Origin of the sequence: Nocardioides sp. cx-173 (assembly GCF_021117365.1) — a bacterium.
Classification (GTDB): Bacteria; Actinomycetota; Actinomycetes; order Propionibacteriales; family Nocardioidaceae; genus Nocardioides.
This window is the reverse complement of the sequence record NZ_CP088262.1, coordinates 3591400-3603814: the sequence shown is the minus strand read 5'-3', so window position 1 is coordinate 3603814 and position 12415 is coordinate 3591400. Positions and strand designations below refer to the sequence as shown.

Sequence of the window (12415 nt, the reverse complement as noted above, 5' to 3'; positions counted from 1 at the left end):
ACCTCTAGGGGTATGAAGCTCACTCGGGCGGCCGCGCTGGGCGCCGCCGCGCTCGGCGCCGTGGCCGCACACGACCTCACCCAGCGCAAGCACGCGATCCTGCGCACCTTCCCGGTGATCGGGCACCTGCGCTTCCAGCTGGAGCGGTTCGGCCCCGAGCTGCGCCAGTACATCGTCACGTCGAACGACGAGGAGCGGCCCTTCAGTCGCGACCAGCGGCGCTGGGTCTACGCCTCCTCGAAGCTGGAGAACGCCTACTTCGGCTTCGGCACCGACAACGACGTCGAGAACGTCGTGGGCTACCCGATCATCAAGCACCGCACGTTCACCGGGCCCGGCGCCGCCACCGGGCGGCACGCCGAGGAGGGCGTCCCGGTGCCCGCCGCGAAGGTCCTCGGCGCCGCCCGCGGCCGCGCCCACGCCTTCCGGCCCGGGTCGGTCGTCAACATCTCGGGGATGAGCTTCGGCTCGCTCTCGGCCAACGCGATCGAGGCGCTCAACCGGGGCGCCGAGCTGGCCGGCTGCCTGCAGAACACCGGCGAGGGCGGGCTCTCGCCGTACCACCGCAACGGCGGTGAGCTGGTGTTCCAGATCGGTACGTCGTACTTCGGGTGCCGCGACGAGAACGGGCGCTTCGACCTGGCCCGGCTCAAGGACCTGGTGGCCGGGGCGCCGGTGCGCGCGATCGAGATCAAGCTGTCGCAGGGCGCCAAGCCCGGCCTGGGCGGCATGCTGCCCGCAGCCAAGGTGAGCGACGAGATCGCGGAGATCCGCGGGATCAAGGCGGGCGTGGACTGCGCCTCGCCGAGCCGGCACCAGGTCTTCCACGACGTCGACTCGATGCTCGACTTCGTCGAGCTGGTCGCGGCCGAGACCGGGCTGCCCGTGGGGATCAAGTCCGCGGTCGGCAACCTCGACTTCTGGGACCGCCTCGTCGAGGAGATGGTGGGCGGCCAGCGGGGCGTCGACTTCGTCAACATCGACGGCGGCGAGGGCGGCACCGGCGCGGCTCCGATGGTGTTCGCAGACTCCGTGGCCTACCCCTTCCGGGTCGCGTTCAGCGAGGTCTACCGGCGCTTCGCCGCGGCCGGCCTGACTGACGACGTCACCTTCATCGGCGGCGGCAAGCTGGGTCTGCCGGAGAACGCGGCGGTGGCGTTCGCGCTCGGCGCCGACCTGGTCCAGGTGGGGCGCGAGGCGATGCTGGCGATCGGCTGCATCCAGGCCCAGAAGTGCCACACCGACCACTGCCCGACCGGCGTCGCGACCCAGAACGCCTGGCTGCAACGCGGCCTCGACCCGACCCTGAAGGCGGTGCGGACGGCCAACTACCTCACCTCGCTGCGCCGGGACCTGGTCAAGGTCAGCGAGGCCATCGGCGTCGTGCACCCGGGCCTCATCGGCCCCGACGACGTCGACCTCCTCGACGGCACCCGCTCTCGGATCTCGCTGCGCGAGCTCTACGGCTACGGGCCAGGCTGGGGCGAGCTCGGGCCGCGCCTGCAGGAGGACGTGCGCACGCTGATGGCGGTGCCCGGCTCGGAGTCGCGCCCGACCGGCGACGTCTCCGTAGGCTCGGGCCGTGAGTGAGATGGAGTACCGACCCCTGGGCGACTCCGGGCTGATGGTGAGTGCGGTCGGCATCGGCTGCAACGCCTTCAGCAGGCGCGTCGAGCTGGCCGGCGTACGCGACATCCTGGCCGCTGCCCGCGACACCGGGATCACGCTGCTCGACACCGCCGACACCTACGGCGACCCGCCGGGGGGCAGCGAGTCGCTGCTCGGGGAGGCGCTCGCCGGGCAGCGCGACCACTTCGTCGTGGCCACCAAGTTCGGCATGGACATGCGCGGCGAGTACGGGGAGGACCACGGTGCCCGCGCGTCGCGTCGCTACGTGCGGCGCGCGGTCGAGGGCTCGCTGCGGCGGCTGCGATTCGACCACATCGACCTCTACCAGCTGCACGTCCCCGACGAGGTCACGCCGATCGAGGAGACGCTGACGGTCCTCACCGACCTGGTCCACGAGGGCAAGATCGGCTACCTCGGGTGCTCCAACCTCGACGCCTGGCAGGTCGCCGACGCCGACTGGACGTCCCGCTCCGCCGGGCTCGAGCGCTTCGTCTCCGTGCAGAACCGCTACTCGCTGCTCGACCGGAGCATCGAGGAGGAGGTGGTCCCGGCGTGCGAGCACTTCGGCCTCGGGATCTTGCCGTTCTTCCCGCTGGAGTACGGGCTGCTGACCGGCAAGTACCGGCGCGGCCAGTCCGCACCCGCCGGCTCCCGGGCCGACCTCGACCCCGCCCGCGCACAGTGGCTGGCCGAGGCCGACTGGGACCGGATCGAGGCCGTGACGGCCTACGCCGAGGCTCGCGACCTGTCGCTGCTCGACGTGGCCATCGCGGGCCTCGCCGCCCAGCCCGCCGTCTCCTCGGTGATCGCCGGCGCCACCTCCGGCGACCAGGTCCGCCTCAACGCCGCCGCCTTGCGCTGGGTGCCCTCCGAGGCGGATCTGGTCGAGCTGGATGAGGCGACCGGGCTGGGGTGAGGGCCGGGCCGGTCCCGGGTCTGGGGCGTCACGCCACCTGGAGAGAGCGCTTGGACAGACCCATCCAGAACCCGTCGATGACCTGGATGCCCGGGTCGTCGGCGGTGGTGGCGGCGCCGAGGGTGACGAACAGCGGCGTGTAGTGCTCGACGGTGGGGTGGGCGTAGGGCATGCCGGGCGCCTCGGCGCGGTAGTTGGCCAGGGCGTCCACGTCGCCGCGGGCCATCGCCTCGCCGGCCCAGGCGTCGAAGTCCTGTGACCAGCCGGGGGCTGCCGCGTTGATGCGGAACTCCGTGAGGAACGGCAGCCCGTGGGTCAGGAAGCCGCTGCCGATGATCAGCACGCCCTCGTCGCGGAGCGGGCGCAGGCGCTCGCCCAGCGCCAGGAGCCGCGTCGGGTCCTGGGTCGGCAGGGACATCTGCAGGACCGGGATGTCGGCCTCGGGGTACATGATTCGCAGCGGCACCCAGGCGCCGTGGTCGAGCCCGCGCGAGGTGTGCTGGTGGACCGGCTCGCCGGCCGGCATCATCGCGGCGACGCGCTGCGCGAGCGCGGTGGCGTCGGGGGTCTCGTACGTCATCCGGTAGTACTTCGCGTCGAAGCCGCCGAAGTCGTAGACGAGCGGCGCCCCGTTGGCGCTGAGGCTCACCGGCGCCGACTCCCAGTGGGCGCTGACGATGAGGATTGCCCGGGGGCGCGGGAGGTCGCGCGCCAGGGCGGCCAGCTGACCGGACCAGACCGGGTCGTCGAGGAGCGGGGGTGCTCCGTGGCCGAGGTAGAGGGCGGGCATCCGGGAGTCGTTCATGCCTGTCTCAATGGTTGATGTTTCAACTTTATTCCCCGGGGAGGTTCCAGTCGAGCGGCTCGCCGCCCTGGTCGGTCAGCAGCCGGTTGACCCTGCTGAAGGGGCGCGAGCCGAAGAACCCCCGGCTGGCCGAGAGCGGCGAGGGGTGCACCGACTCCACCCACGGCACGGGCGCCAGCAACGGCTTGAGGGACTGCGCGTCGCGGCCCCACAGGATCGCCGCGCAGGGACCGCCACGACGCGACAGCGCCCGGATGGCGCACTCGGTGACCTCCTCCCAGCCGCGGCCGCGGTGGGCGGCGGACTCGCCGGGCCGGACGGTGAGGACGCGGTTGAGGAGCATGACCCCCCGGTCCGCCCAGGCGGTGAGGTCGCCGTGCGCCGGTGCGGTGACCCCGACGTCGGTGGCCAGCTCGCGGTAGATGTTGGCCAGGCTGCGTGGCACCGGCCGTACCTGTGCGTCGACCGCGAAGCTCAGCCCGATCGGGTGGCCCGGCGTGGGGTAGGGGTCCTGGCCGACGACGAGGACGCGTACGTCGGCGAGCGGGCGCTGGAACGCGCGGAAGACGTGGTCGCCGGCCGGCAGGTAGCCCCGCCCCGCCGCGACCTCCTCGCGCAGGAAGGCGCCCATCCGGGCGATCCGGTCGTCGACCGGGGCCAGCGCCTCGGCCCAGTCCGCGGCCATGAGGCCCTTGTCCACGAGGCTCTCGAGCGCGCTCATGCGGCCTATTGTGGACGACACCTCAGCGCCGCGGCGGGAAGGTCGCCCTCCCCGCTGGGTGATCCGCCGTAGGTTGGGGGCCATGGCTGCCACTCACGTCACCGACAACCCCGAGCGCCAGCGCTTCGAGATCACCTACGACGGCAAGCTCGCCGGCTTCGCGGAGTACGAGCTCACCGACGGCGGCATCGACTTCACCCACACCGTGGTGCGCGACGAGTTCGAAGGCAAGGGCGTCGGCGGCAACCTGGTCAAGCACGCCCTCGACGAGGCCCGCGACCGCGGCCTGCGCGTGACCCCGACCTGTGCGTTCGTGAAGAGCTACATCGAGCGCCACCCGGCCTACGCCGACCTGGTGGCCTGAGGGTTTCGAGACGGGACTTCGTCCCTCCTCAACCACCGGGGGAGGGTCGCGACAGGCGGTCGAGGAAGGCCAGCAGGACGGCCTCCCGCAGGGCGGGGGAGGCGGCGTCGAGCAGCGCGTTGATGTCGGCCTTGCGCTGCGGCAGCGCGAGGGCCTCGCCGTCGCCTCCGCCCAGCAGGCCCGCGGCGGCGAGCAGGCCGTCGAAGTCGTCCTCGGTGATCGAGGCCGGGTCCAGCGTGGCCACGTAGGCCAGAACGCCGGGGTCGACCCGCACCGGACCGGCGGCCACGGCGACGCACACCGACTCCGCGAGCGAGGCGAGGAGGTCGTCGACGTGGGCGAGGGTGGCGGCGCTGACCGAGAGATGCAGGTTGGCGGGGACGTCACCGTAGGTGAGCTGGGGCTGGACGTACCACTCCCGCGCGCCCATCTCGTCGCCGACCGTGAACGGGTCGCAGGTCTCGTCGGTCGCGATCGCGACCAGCGTCGAGTCCGGCCGCGCCAGCAGCCGCAGCCCCGGGATCTCCGCCACCCCGTCGGCGATCCGGTCGGTGGCCTCGAGGGCGTCGCGGGCGAGCGTGTCGTAGCCGTCGTCCCCGAGCATCTGCACGACCGCCCAGGCGCCCGCGGTCGGGCCGCCGGAGCGCGTCGACTGCATCGTGGAGTTGAGCATCGTGTAGCCCGGCCACGCGGCGGAGGCGAAGAACTGCGGTCGGCGCAGCGCCGGCGTCGCGTGCAGCAGGAGCGAGACCCCCTTGGGCGCGTAACCGTACTTGTGCAGGTCCACGGAGACCGAGGTGACGCCCGGGACCGCAAAGGTCCACGCGGGGACGTCGCGGCCGAGGCGGCCGGCGTACGGCAGCACCCACCCGCCGATGCAGGCGTCGACGTGACAGCGCACCCCGCGGGCTGCCGCGGCGGCGGCGATGTCGGTGACGGGGTCCACCACCCCGTGCGCGTACGACGGCGCGCTGGCGACCACCAGCACGGTGGTGTCGTCGATGGCGGCCGCCATGGCGGCGGCGTCGGCGCGCAGGTCCGGGCCGCAGGGGACGACGACGGCGCGTACGCCGAAGTAGTGCGCGGCCTTGTGGAACGCCGCGTGCGCGGAGCTCGGCAGCACCATCGACGGCGCGAGCACGTCCGGCCGCGCGTCACGGGCGGTCTGCACCGCGAGCAGCACCGACTCGGTGCCGCCGGAGGTCACCGAGCCCACGACGCTGTCAGGGGCGTCGAGCAGGCCCGCGGCGAAGGCCACCAGGTCGTTCTCCATCTGCAGCAGGCTCGGGAAGGCCGTCGGGTCGAGCCCGTTGGATCCGGCGAACGCCGCCACCGCGTCGCGCCCGAGCTGGTCCACCTCGGCCAGTCCGGAGTCGTAGACGTAGGCCAGCGTGCGGCCCCCGTGGACCGGCACGTCGCCGGCGCGCATGGCCGAGAGGCGGGCCAGGATGTCGCGGGAGCGGCTCATGCGTCGACCTCCGAGGCGTCGAGGGAGTAGCGACTCAGCCACCAGAGGCTGAGCAGCGTGAGGGCGGCGGGCAGCAGGGAGAAGCCCAGCACGATGGCCGTGAGCGCGGAGTCCGGCTGCAGGGCGTCGCCGTCGGTGCTCGAGCGGTAGCCGCCCAGCGCCAGCACCAGCGCGAAGACGCCGGGGCCCAGCGCGAGCCCGAGCGTCTCGCCCGCGGTCCAGACGCCGGTGTAGACGCCGGCCCGGTTGCTGCCGGTACGACGGGCGTCGACGGCCGCCGCGTCGGGCAGCATCGCCATCGGGAACACCTGGCAGCCGGCGTACCCGACGCCGACCAGTCCGGTCGCCAGGAACACGACCGCGGCCGGAGCCGACTGCGCCACCACCGCCAAGGCGGCCCCCGCGGCGAGGATCAGCGAGGAGTAGACGTAGCCGCGCTTCTTGCCGATCCGGGCCCCGATGGCCGACCACGCCGGGGTCAGCAGCAGCGCCGGCCCGACGAAGCAGACGAAGAGCACGGTGGCCGCGCCCTTGCTGTCCAGCACGTCCTCGGCGAGGTAGGCCACGCCGGCGAGCATGCAGCCCGTGGCCAGCGCCTGGATCACGAACGTCGTCAGCAGGTTGCGGAAGTCGTGGGCCGTGGCGACGATCCGCAGCTGGTCGCGCAGCGACCCGGGGCCGGCCGCCACCGCCCCCACGGGCGCCTCGCGGGTCCCCCGGTAGGCGGCGATGACGCCGGTGGCGATGATCAGCGCCATCACCAGCCCCATCACGCGGTAGCCGTCACGCCCGCCGACCGCGTCCCGGATCGCTGGAGCCGTCGCGCCGGCGATCATGATCGTCAACGCCAGGATCGCCACGCGCCAGGTCATCAGCCGGGTGCGCTCGTCGTACGACGTCGTCAGCTCGGCCGGCATCGCGACGTAGGGGACCTGGAAGAAGGCGTACGCCGTCGCGCAGGCCAGGAAGGCGACCAGCACCCAGGCCGCCTCGGCGACCTTGGAGCCCAGCTCGGGTGCGGCGAAGATCAGGGCGAACGCGACCGAGAGCGTCAGCCCGGCGCGCAGCAGCCAGGGGCGGCGCGGACCGCGGGGGTCGACGGTGCGGTCGCTGATGCGTCCCGCGATCGGGTTGAGCACGACGTCCCACGCCTTGGGCAGGAAGACGATGACGCCCGCCACGAGGGCCGCGATCCCGAGGCTGTCGGTGAGGTAGGGCAGCAGCATCAGCCCGGGCACCGTGCCGAAGGCGCCGGTGGCCACCGACCCCGACCCGTAGCCGATCCGGACTGCGCGAGGCAGGGCGGCGGTGCTCGCCACGGGTGCGGACATGTCCGCACCCTAGGGCGTATTCACCGCCCCCGCCGTCAGCTTTGCGAGGCAGCCGTCAGGTCGAGAGCGCCCGAGAGGCCCCGGAGCCGTGCCGGCGCCGGCGGCGGGTGCCGATCGTGGCCGCCTCCGCGGGCACCGTGGGTGGCAGCTCGCTCGACCACTGGGCGAGCCAGTCCTCGAGCGCCGGCCAGGTCCCCGAGCGGGCCTCGCGGCCGGTGAGCATGCCGAGGTGGCCGCCCGGCGCGATCTCGAACCGGACCTCGGGTGAGCTCTCGAGCAGGGGCTCGACGGCCCGGACCGCGGGCAGCGGGGCGATGCCGTCGGTCGCGCCCGCGAAGACCAGGACCGGTCGGTCGACGGCGGCCAGGGAGATGGTGCGCTCGCCGAGCTCGAGGGAGCCGCTGGCGAGCGCGTTGCCCGGGATGAAGCGGTGGAAGAGCTGGCCGTAGGCGCGACCGGTGTAGGCCCGCATGCCTGCGGTGAAGCGGTCCACCGCCTCGACCTGCGCGAGGAACTCGGTGTCGTCGAGGCGGGTCCCGACCGCGACCGGCTTGGCGACGAGCCGGTGGACGGCCGGGTGCCCGGACGCCCATCGCACGAGGGGGAGGGAGGCGAGCACCTGGGCGCCGCGTGCGGTCAGCCCGGTGCCCTGGGTCGGGTCGAGCAGCGGGCGCGCCGGCGCCACGAGCGGCACCTGGTCGAGGTCCACCGCCGCGCCCAGCACGGCCAGCGACGCCAGCGGCAGCTCCGGCCCGTCGGCGGCGGTGAGCAGCGCGAGGACGCCTCCGAGGCTCCAGCCGACCAGGTGGACCGGCCGGCCTCCGGAGTGCGCGGAGACCTCGTGGACCGCCGCCGGGAGCACGTCGCTGACCCACGGGTTGAGGTCGAGGTCCCGGTCCTCGAACCGCACCTCGCCGTACTCCACCTGGTACGTCGGGTGGCCGTCCGTCACCAGGCGCTCGGCCAGGGAGCAGCCGCGTCGCAGGTCGTAGCACACCCCGGGCACCCCGGGCGGCGTCACCAGCAGCACCGGGTCGCCGTGCTCGACGACCGTCGTCGCCGGCCGGTAGTGGTACAGCTGTCGCAGCGGACCCTCGTCGATCAGCGTGCGCGGCGTCCCGCGCAGGTCGGCCACCCCGCCGCGCAGCACCACTCGTGCGACGTTGCCCGCCGCCGCGACGACCTGACCGGGCCTCGGGATCAGATCCATGTGCAGAACCTACCCCCGCGCCCCGACCGCGGCTCAGGGCTCGTAGGTGCGCAGGAGCCAGCGATGCTGGTCGGGGAGGGGCGCGAAGCCGACGGCGGCATAGAGCGCGTGTGCATCCTCGGTGGCGAGCATCGCCCGGCGTACGCCGAGGCCGCGCAGCGTGGCGTCGATCGCGGCCACGAGCGCCTTGCCGACGCCGTGGCCGCGCGCCGCGCGGTCGACGTAGACGTCGCAGACCCACGCGAACGTCGCGCGGTCGGTGACGACCCGGGCGTAGCCCACCTGGCGTCCGTCGTCGTAGGCGCCGAAGCTGAGCGAGCCCTCGATCGCGCGCTCGACGACCTCGCGCGAGCGGCCGATGGCCCAGTAGGCGTCCTCGGACAGCCAGCGGTGGATCAGGCCGACATCGAGCCGAGCGGGGTCGGTCGAGACCTCGAGGGTCACGAGCGCTTCGGGGGCCGCACCGGCTTGGCGTGGGTGTTGTCGACGTCGGCGAGCTCGGTCATGAAGCTGTCGGCCCACGCCGCCACGTCGTGCTGGCGGATCGTCTTGCGCATCGCGCGCATCCGCTTGGTCAGCTCCTTCTCGTCGGCCCCGTAGGCCTCGAGCATCGAGGACTTCATCGCGTTGATGTCGTAGGGGTTGACCAGCCAGGCCTGCCGCAGCTCGTCCGCGGCGCCGGCGAACTCCGACAGGACCAGGGCGCCGTCGTCGTCGAAGCGGCAGGCGACGTACTCCTTGGCGACGAGGTTCATGCCGTCGCGGTAGGGCGTGACGACCATGATGTCGGCGGCGCGGTAGAGCGCGGCCATCTCCTCGCGCGGGTAGGAGGAGTGCAGGTAGCTGATGGCGGGGCGGCCGATGCGGCCCAGGTCGCCGTTGATGCGGCCCACCAGGCGGTCGATCTCGTCGCGCAGGATCTTGTACTGCTCGACCTGCTCGCGCGAGGGCACGGCCACCTGGACGAACACCGCGTCCTCGACGTCGAAGTGGCCGTCCTTGATCAGCTCGCTGAACGCGCGCAAGCGGGCGTAGATGCCCTTGGTGTAGTCGAGGCGGTCGATGCCCAGGAAGATCCGGCGCGGGTTGCCGAGGGCCTCGCGGATCGCCTTCGCCCGGTCGGCGACGGAGTCGCTCTGCGCAAGCTCCTCGAAGCCCCGGGCGTCGATGGAGATCGGGAACGCCGCCGCGCGGACCGTGCGGCCGTCGGGAAGGTAGACCAGGTCGCGGTGGGTCTTGTGGCCCACGCGCTGGCGTACCAGGCGCACGAAGTTGCCCGCGCCGCCCGGCAGCTGGAAGCCGACCAGGTCCGCGCCGAGCAGGCCCTCGAGGATCTGTCGGCGCCAGGGCAGCTGCTGGAAGAGCTCGGCCGGCGGGAACGGGATGTGCAGGTAGAAGCCGATGCGCAGGTCGGGGCGCAGCTCGCGCAGCATCTGCGGGACCAGCTGCAGCTGGTAGTCGTGGACCCAGACCGTCGCGCCCTTGTTGGCCAGCGAGGCCGCCTTCTCGGCGAAGCGCCGGTTGACCGCGACGTAGGCGTCCCACCACTCCCGGTGGAACACCGGCTTGGCGACGAGGTCGTGGTACAGCGGCCAGATCGTGGCGTTGGAGAAGCCCTCGTAGAAGAGCTCGATCTCGCTCGCCGTCATGGTCATCGGCACCAGGTGCATGCCCTCGAACTCGAACGGCTCCAGCTCGGTCTCTGTCCCACCGGGCCAGCCGATCCAGGTGCCGTCGTTGGCCCGCATCACCGGCTCGATCGCGGTCACCAGGCCGCCGGGGGAGCCACGCCACCCCGGCGTCCCGTCACTCTGCTCCACCCGATCGACGGGGAGCCGGTTGGCGACGATCACGAGGTCCGCAGGCACGCGCCCAACCCTATGCGGTGTCCGGCTGGTCCGACACCGGGTGTCGGGCCGGTCCGGCCGTGCTCAAGCAGCGCCTCTGGGCCTTTTCAGGCGCTTCTGGGGCGTTGTTCTGGCCCAGAAGCGCAGGGTTATCAGCAGATGCTGATAACCCTGCCCCCTCAGTCGGACGCGTACCGCACGCCCACCTGACGACGCAGCTCGTCCATCTGCCGCATCAGGAGCAGGGTGCGGTCGAGGGGGATGAGGGGACTCTCGCGCAGGCCCGCCTGGACGCACCGGCCGACCTCGGCGATCTCGTTGCCGTAGCCCTCGCCGATCACCGGCTCATCGGCCTCGATCCGCTCGGGCTCGCCGCCGACCGGCGTCCAGACGGCGTACCGAGGGTGGTGGAACTCCGGCGGGACCTCCAGCCGGCCCTCGTCCGTGGCGATCGAGGCCGAGCGCGACGACCACGACGTCAGCGAGGCGCACATGGTCGCCAGCGCCCCGCCGGCGTACCGGCCGGTGATGGCGACGTCGAGGTCGACCCCGGCCCCCGGGGGGCCCGAGAGCGTGGCCGTCGCCGTCAGCTGCTCGGCGGGGCCGAGCATGAGATGGGCGAAGGTGAGCGGGTAGATGCCCATGTCCAGCAGGGCGCCGCCGCCGAGGGCGGGGTTGAGCAGGCGGTGCTCGGGGCCCTCGTCGACGCGGAACCCCAGCTCGGCGTGGGCCTGGCGCGGGGTGCCGAAGCGCCCGGCGCGCAGGTCGTCGCCCAGACGGCGGATGACCGGGTTGCAGGCCATCCACATCGCCTCCATCAGGAACCGGTCGTGCTCGCGCGCCAGCCGCACCATCTCCACCGCCTCGGCGATGTTGAGGGTCAGCGGCTTCTCGCACAGGACGTGCTTGCCGGCGGCGAAGGCCAGCCGCGCGCACTCGAGGTGCAGGGCGTGCGGGGTCGCCACGTAGACGACGTCGACGTCCGGGTCGGCCACCAGCTCCTCGTAGGATCCGTACGCCGCCGGCGCGCCGTACTGTCGCGCGAACGCCTGCGCCGACTCCGACCGCCGCGAGCCCACGGCGACCAGCTCGTTGTCCGGGGTGAGGGCCAGGTCCGCGGCCAGCTTGTGGGCGATCTTGCCGGTCGCGAGGATCCCCCAGCGCGTGGTCTGTGCCATGCGCCGACCCTAGGGGACACCCGCTTGCGCGAGGCGAATGACATCGTTGTGGTTCGTCGCCTACAGTGGTGCCCGACGAGCACCGCACACACCGCACCGGGAGACAGCGCATGGACGCCGCGAACGCCCTCGACGGCCAGCAGGCCGGGGCCACGCCGACCCTGAGCGACCGCGACCGCGAGATCCTCGAGTTCGAGCGGCAGTGGTGGAAGTTCGCCGGCGCCAAGGAGACCGCCGTACGCGAGAAGTTCGACATGAGCTCCACGCGCTACTACCAGGTGCTCAACGCGCTCATCGACCGTCCCGAGGCACTCGAGGCCGACCCGCTCCTCGTGCGGCGTCTGCGCCGCCTGCGCTCGCAGCGCCAGCGCCAGCGCTCCGCCCGCCGCCTCGGCTTCGAGGTCTGACCGTGCGTGCCCGTCGCCGCGACGAGCGCGGGGTGGTCTTCCCGTCGCCGGTGGTGATGCTGAGCATCGTCGCCGTCGCCATGGCCGCCGTCGCCTTCCTCGCCACCCGCGGCGCCGAGCCCACTGAGCGGGAGGTCGTCGCCTCCTCCGGGGAGCCGTCGGTCTCGCCCACGCCCAGTGCGCAGACCACCCCCAAGCCGAAGCCCAAGCCCAAGCCGGTCGTCCAGCGGGGCAAGACCTACGTCGAGGTCTACAACAACTCCGGCATCACCGGCCTCGCCGGCCAGGTCGGGACCCGCGCCACCGACGCCGGCTGGCAGGTCGTCGGCACCGACAACTGGGTCGGCTCGGTCAACGGCAACACCGTCTTCTACCCCCAGCGGCTCAAGGCGGCCGCCGAGCTGCTGGCCCTTGACCTCGGCATCGGGCGCACGGCCCTCGCCGTCGACCCGATGCGGCTCGACCGGCTCACGGTCATCCTGACCGGCGAGCTGAGCTAGCAAACGGCACTCCTGCCCGAACCGCGCGACGGGCATGAT

General features: G+C 72.9%; 13 protein-coding genes. 5 read left to right on the top strand and 8 right to left on the bottom strand.

Going from position 1 to position 12415, the window contains the following annotated elements; all coding sequences use genetic code 11:
* Positions 1-12: 12 nt before the first annotated feature.
* Complete coding sequence (locus LQ940_RS17620) at positions 13-1590, top strand: FMN-binding glutamate synthase family protein (protein WP_231244203.1); 1578 nt, start codon at positions 13-15, stop codon at positions 1588-1590.
* Between the two features lies 1 nt (position 1591).
* Positions 1592-2545 carry an aldo/keto reductase gene (locus LQ940_RS17615; RefSeq protein WP_231244268.1) on the top strand — a complete coding sequence of 318 codons (954 nt, stop codon included), beginning with the start codon at positions 1592-1594 and terminating at the stop codon, positions 2543-2545.
* 28 nt (positions 2546-2573) lie between these two features.
* On the opposite strand, the gene LQ940_RS17610 is transcribed toward LQ940_RS17615, so the two are convergent.
* Both LQ940_RS17610 and LQ940_RS17605 read right to left on the bottom strand, forming a co-directional pair.
* On the bottom strand, positions 2574-3350 hold the full coding sequence (locus tag LQ940_RS17610; protein WP_231244202.1) for a dioxygenase family protein: 777 nt from the start codon (positions 3348-3350) through the stop codon (positions 2574-2576).
* Between the two features lie 28 nt (positions 3351-3378).
* Complete coding sequence (locus LQ940_RS17605; protein WP_231244201.1) at positions 3379-4071, bottom strand: uracil-DNA glycosylase; 693 nt, start codon at positions 4069-4071, stop codon at positions 3379-3381.
* 82 nt (positions 4072-4153) lie between these two features.
* On the opposite strand from LQ940_RS17605, the gene LQ940_RS17600 reads away from it, so the two are divergent.
* Positions 4154-4435 carry a GNAT family N-acetyltransferase gene (locus LQ940_RS17600; RefSeq protein WP_231244200.1) on the top strand — a complete coding sequence of 94 codons (282 nt, stop codon included), beginning with the start codon at positions 4154-4156 and terminating at the stop codon, positions 4433-4435.
* A 28-nt stretch (positions 4436-4463) separates the two neighbouring features.
* On the opposite strand, the gene LQ940_RS17595 is transcribed toward LQ940_RS17600, so the two are convergent.
* From LQ940_RS17595 to LQ940_RS17570, 6 genes are all read right to left on the bottom strand, one after another.
* Complete coding sequence (locus LQ940_RS17595) at positions 4464-5903, bottom strand: pyridoxal phosphate-dependent decarboxylase family protein (protein WP_231244199.1); 1440 nt, start codon at positions 5901-5903, stop codon at positions 4464-4466.
* Entirely contained in the window at positions 5900-7234 is a 1335-nt protein-coding gene (locus tag LQ940_RS17590) for an MFS transporter (protein ID WP_231244198.1), read from the bottom strand. Before LQ940_RS17590 ends, LQ940_RS17595 begins: the two co-directional genes overlap by 4 nt.
* Positions 7235-7289: 55 nt before the next feature.
* Positions 7290-8444, bottom strand: a complete 1155-nt coding sequence (locus tag LQ940_RS17585) for an alpha/beta fold hydrolase (protein ID WP_231244197.1) — start codon at positions 8442-8444, stop codon at positions 7290-7292.
* Between the two features lie 33 nt (positions 8445-8477).
* Positions 8478-8888: a GNAT family N-acetyltransferase gene (locus LQ940_RS17580; RefSeq protein WP_231244196.1), complete on the bottom strand. Its 411-nt coding sequence runs from the start codon at positions 8886-8888 to the stop codon at positions 8478-8480.
* On the bottom strand, positions 8885-10312 hold the full coding sequence (locus tag LQ940_RS17575) for an alpha,alpha-trehalose-phosphate synthase (UDP-forming) (protein ID WP_231244195.1): 1428 nt from the start codon (positions 10310-10312) through the stop codon (positions 8885-8887). The genes LQ940_RS17580 and LQ940_RS17575 overlap by 4 nt, the downstream gene beginning before the upstream one ends.
* Positions 10313-10470: 158 nt before the next feature.
* On the bottom strand, positions 10471-11469 hold the full coding sequence (locus LQ940_RS17570) for a Gfo/Idh/MocA family protein (protein ID WP_231244194.1): 999 nt from the start codon (positions 11467-11469) through the stop codon (positions 10471-10473).
* Positions 11470-11579: 110 nt separating this feature from the next.
* Between LQ940_RS17570 and LQ940_RS17565 the strand changes: the two genes are divergently transcribed.
* Both LQ940_RS17565 and LQ940_RS17560 read left to right on the top strand, forming a co-directional pair.
* A complete protein-coding gene (locus LQ940_RS17565; RefSeq protein ID WP_231244193.1) occupies positions 11580-11876 on the top strand; it encodes a DUF3263 domain-containing protein in 297 nt (98 codons plus the stop codon).
* Between the two features lie 2 nt (positions 11877-11878).
* Positions 11879-12376 (top strand): LytR C-terminal domain-containing protein, encoded by a 498-nt coding sequence (locus tag LQ940_RS17560; RefSeq protein WP_231244192.1) that lies wholly within the window; start codon positions 11879-11881, stop codon positions 12374-12376.
* The last annotated feature ends 39 nt before the right edge of the window (positions 12377-12415 follow it).

What these genes read in the sequence shown, in the direction of transcription:
- LQ940_RS17620 (WP_231244203.1), top strand. Translation starts at nt 13, where the DNA reads ATGAAGCTCACTCGGGCGGCCGCGCTGGGCGCCGCCGCGCTCGGCGCC.
- LQ940_RS17615 (WP_231244268.1), top strand. Translation starts at nt 1,592, where the DNA reads ATGGAGTACCGACCCCTGGGCGACTCCGGGCTGATGGTGAGTGCGGTC.
- LQ940_RS17610 (WP_231244202.1), bottom strand. Translation starts at nt 3,350, where the DNA reads ATGAACGACTCCCGGATGCCCGCCCTCTACCTCGGCCACGGAGCACCC.
- LQ940_RS17605 (WP_231244201.1), bottom strand. Translation starts at nt 4,071, where the DNA reads ATGAGCGCGCTCGAGAGCCTCGTGGACAAGGGCCTCATGGCCGCGGAC.
- LQ940_RS17600 (WP_231244200.1), top strand. Translation starts at nt 4,154, where the DNA reads ATGGCTGCCACTCACGTCACCGACAACCCCGAGCGCCAGCGCTTCGAG.
- LQ940_RS17595 (WP_231244199.1), bottom strand. Translation starts at nt 5,903, where the DNA reads ATGAGCCGCTCCCGCGACATCCTGGCCCGCCTCTCGGCCATGCGCGCC.
- LQ940_RS17590 (WP_231244198.1), bottom strand. Translation starts at nt 7,234, where the DNA reads ATGTCCGCACCCGTGGCGAGCACCGCCGCCCTGCCTCGCGCAGTCCGG.
- LQ940_RS17585 (WP_231244197.1), bottom strand. Translation starts at nt 8,444, where the DNA reads ATGGATCTGATCCCGAGGCCCGGTCAGGTCGTCGCGGCGGCGGGCAAC.
- LQ940_RS17570 (WP_231244194.1), bottom strand. Translation starts at nt 11,469, where the DNA reads ATGGCACAGACCACGCGCTGGGGGATCCTCGCGACCGGCAAGATCGCC.
- LQ940_RS17565 (WP_231244193.1), top strand. Translation starts at nt 11,580, where the DNA reads ATGGACGCCGCGAACGCCCTCGACGGCCAGCAGGCCGGGGCCACGCCG.